The sequence below is a fragment of the Actinoplanes couchii genome (assembly GCF_016862075.1).
Lineage (GTDB): Bacteria > Actinomycetota > Actinomycetes > Mycobacteriales > Micromonosporaceae > Actinoplanes > Actinoplanes couchii.
Genome location: NZ_BOMG01000123.1, coordinates 1 through 2960, shown reverse-complemented (window position 1 = coordinate 2960; position 2960 = coordinate 1). Strand labels below are relative to the sequence as shown.

The 2960-nt window shown below is 70.1% G+C and carries 3 protein-coding genes; 1 reads left to right on the top strand and 2 read right to left on the bottom strand.

What is annotated here, in order from left to right:
- Positions 1 to 854: 854 nt before the first annotated feature.
- Entirely contained in the window at positions 855 to 1121 is a 267-nt protein-coding gene (gene rpsT, locus Aco03nite_RS48230) for a 30S ribosomal protein S20 (RefSeq protein WP_203809147.1), read from the bottom strand.
- A gap of 158 nt (positions 1122 to 1279) precedes the next feature.
- Complete coding sequence (locus Aco03nite_RS48225; RefSeq protein ID WP_203809145.1) at positions 1280 to 2278, bottom strand: phosphotransferase; 999 nt, start codon at positions 2276 to 2278, stop codon at positions 1280 to 1282.
- Between the two features lie 53 nt (positions 2279 to 2331).
- Between Aco03nite_RS48225 and Aco03nite_RS48220 the strand changes: the two genes are divergently transcribed.
- Positions 2332 to 2865 carry a DUF4240 domain-containing protein gene (locus Aco03nite_RS48220; protein ID WP_203809143.1) on the top strand — a complete coding sequence of 178 codons (534 nt, stop codon included), beginning with the start codon at positions 2332 to 2334 and terminating at the stop codon, positions 2863 to 2865.
- The last annotated feature ends 95 nt before the right edge of the window (positions 2866 to 2960 follow it).

Here is a 2960-nt window from a genome sequence, read left to right as displayed (position 1 = left end):
CCTGGGCCCGTCGGCCGGACCTGGGCCCGTCGGCCGGACCTGGGCCCGTCGGCCGGACCTGGGCCCGTCGGCCGGACCTGGGCCCGTCGGCAGTTGCGGTGGGCTGCCGTGGCGCGGCCGGTGGATGGCAGTCGCGGTGGTGCTGCAGTGTCTCGGAGGCCCAGGGCAAGGCTGTGGGTGACCGGACGGCCGTGATGGCGAATCAGGCTGCGGGTTGCGGTGACCAGGTGACCGCGACCAGGCGACCAAGCGGCCAAGTGATTAGGTGACCAAGCGGCCAAGTGATCAGGTGACCGGGCTCGGAGCTGAGGTCTGCGGGCGGGACCGATGGCGGGATCCGGGAATGGAGTATGCGGCGTGGGCTAGCCGTCGGGAGCGGGCTCCGGTCTGCGGACTGGTCCGGCCGCGCGATTTCAGCAGGTGGGGCGAGAGCCGGGAGCTCTTTGGGGCGCGGTGAGAGCCGGAAACATTTGGGGGCGCGGTGAGAGCTGGGGGCGACCGCGAGCGTTTGGGCGCGATGGCCAAAACGCCGATGACCGACAGCCGATGGCTAGGAGTCGATGGCCGACAGCCGATGACCGACAGCCGATGACCGACAGCCGATGACCGACAGCCGATGGCCGACAGCCGGTGGTCGACAGTCGATGGCCAGGAGCCGATGGCCGGCAGCCGGGGAACGGTGGTGGGGGTGGGGGCGTGCCCTGGGTGGGCGTACGGCCGAAAAAAGGAACCGGGCACCGCTGTGGACCGTTGGCGGTCCGGCGGTGCCCGGGTTCGTTGTTGCTGCCCGTCTGAGGTGGCGGGCTTAGATCACCGACCGCATCGATGCGGCGGCCGATCTGATCCGAAGAGGATCAGGCGGACAGCGTGGCGATCTTCTTGGCGATGGCCGACTTGCGGTTGGCCGCCTGGTTCTTGTGGATGACGCCCTTGCTGACAGCCTTGTCCAGCTGACGCGAGGCGTCACGCAGCAGCGCGGTGGCCGACTCGATGTTGCCCGAGTCGCCCGCCTCGTGCAGCTTGCGGATCACGGTCTTCAGCGAAGACTTGACCGACTTGTTGCGCAGACGGGCCTTCTCGTTCTGCCGGTTGCGCTTGATCTGGGACTTGATGTTCGCCACGCGACAGCCTTGTCCTGACTAGTTCGGAAAAATGGTCCAAACGAGTGGTCTCGCGCGGCCGTCTCACCCAGCAAGGCCAGGACAGGAAACAACAGCGTGCAACCACACGCGAGGAATCAGACTACCAGCACCCCTCCGAGCCGCCAAAACGGCCGGGATCAGCGGCGGAACCAGTGCCGCTTCGCCGCGTTCCAGCCCCGGCGCTCGGCCAGCCAGGCCAGTGCCTGTTCGCCGCTGAACCGCTGGTGCTGATGACTGTGCGGGGACGCGCTGCTCGGTCCGCCACCGGCCCGGACCAGCCAGTACCCGGACAGGGCGGCGAGCGCGCCGTCGACCCCCTCGTCCGGCGCGCCCCAGGCTCGCAGCACCGCGTCGGTGTCCAGGCCGCTGGCGTACGCGCTGACCAGCAACGTCACCGTGTCGAACCAGGGTGCGCCCAGGCAGGGCCAGGTCCAGTCGCAGATCCAGGCCCGCCCGGTGGTGTCGATCAGCACGTTGTCGACCCGTAGATCGCCGTGGCACATGCCGTCGCCGGCGGCGATCCCGGGCAGGGCGCGTTCGAGTTTCGCCAGCTCGGACAGGTACTGCGGGGCGATCGTGCTGGTCGCCGGGCCGGGCATCGGCTCGCGTTTGCGGGCGATCAGTGACCACCAGCTCATCTCGTCATGCAGAATGTCCGGCAGCGTGGGCATGCCGATCTCCAGCAGGCGCGGCGCCGGGTAGGCGAGCGCCGTCGCCGCCGACGACCAGGTGCGCAGCGTGGTGTCCAGGTCGGCCTGGGTCCAGGGGAGCGCCGGGATCCGGCCGTCGACCGCCTCCAGTGCGAGCACGAAGTAATCGGAATCGGTCAGCGTCCAGAGCGGGCGGGCGGCTGTCACCTCGCGGGGGAGAGCTTCGGTGAGGGCTGCCTCCCGGGCGTACCACTGCGAGGTCGGGTCACTCAGCGGTGCCGCCTTCACGAATGCCCTGGTCCCGGCCTCGGTCTCCAGCAGCGCGGCGAAAGCCCGGGTGAAACCGCCGCCTGCGCTGCGCGCGACGGACACCGGAGAGCCGAGGCGCGCGGTGATCGATTCACGCACGGTTTCCGGCAGGTCAGACCATTGCGGTCGTACGGCGGTCGCGTCGTACGAAACGTCGGGCAGAGTGATCGGCCGCATGTCCCCATCCTGCCGTCCGTGGAAATGTCGTACCCCACTGGCAGGATCGCAGCATGCGAACCGACGATTTCTGGGCGGTCATCGACCGCGCGACCGCTGACCGGCCGGCCACGCCCGCCGAGGTGGCCGAGCGCGCCGTCGCCGAGCTGGCCGGCGGCGACCCCGAGGAGATCGTCGCCTGGGGCCGCCACCTGGAGAAGGTGATGGTCGCCTCCGGCACCGAGGATCTCTGGGCCGCTGCCTACCTGATCAACAGTGGTGCCGACGAGTCCGGGTTCGACGCGTTCCGGGGCTGGCTGATCGCGCACGGGCGCAAGGCGGTGGCCGCCGCGGTGCAGCGGCCCGACGTGCTCGCCAACGTGGCCGTGATCAAGGAGGCGGCCGACACCGGCGCGGTCTTCGAGGCCGAGGAGGTGCTCGGCATCGCGGCCCGGGCCTACGAGCAGGCGACCGGTTCGGCGCTGCCGTCCGGGGAGCGACCACGCACCCGGCCCGAGGTGGCCGAGCTGTGGGATTTCGACGACGAGGACGAGATGCGGCGTCGTCTGCCCAAGCTGTCCGCCCTGTTCCTGGAGCCACCGATGTGATCCCCGCGCCCGGGTGACCGGTGACGGTCGGCACGGTGGATCGCGGTGGTGGGAAACCGGGTCGAGCAGGGCGGCGGGATCGGTGAGACTCGCGG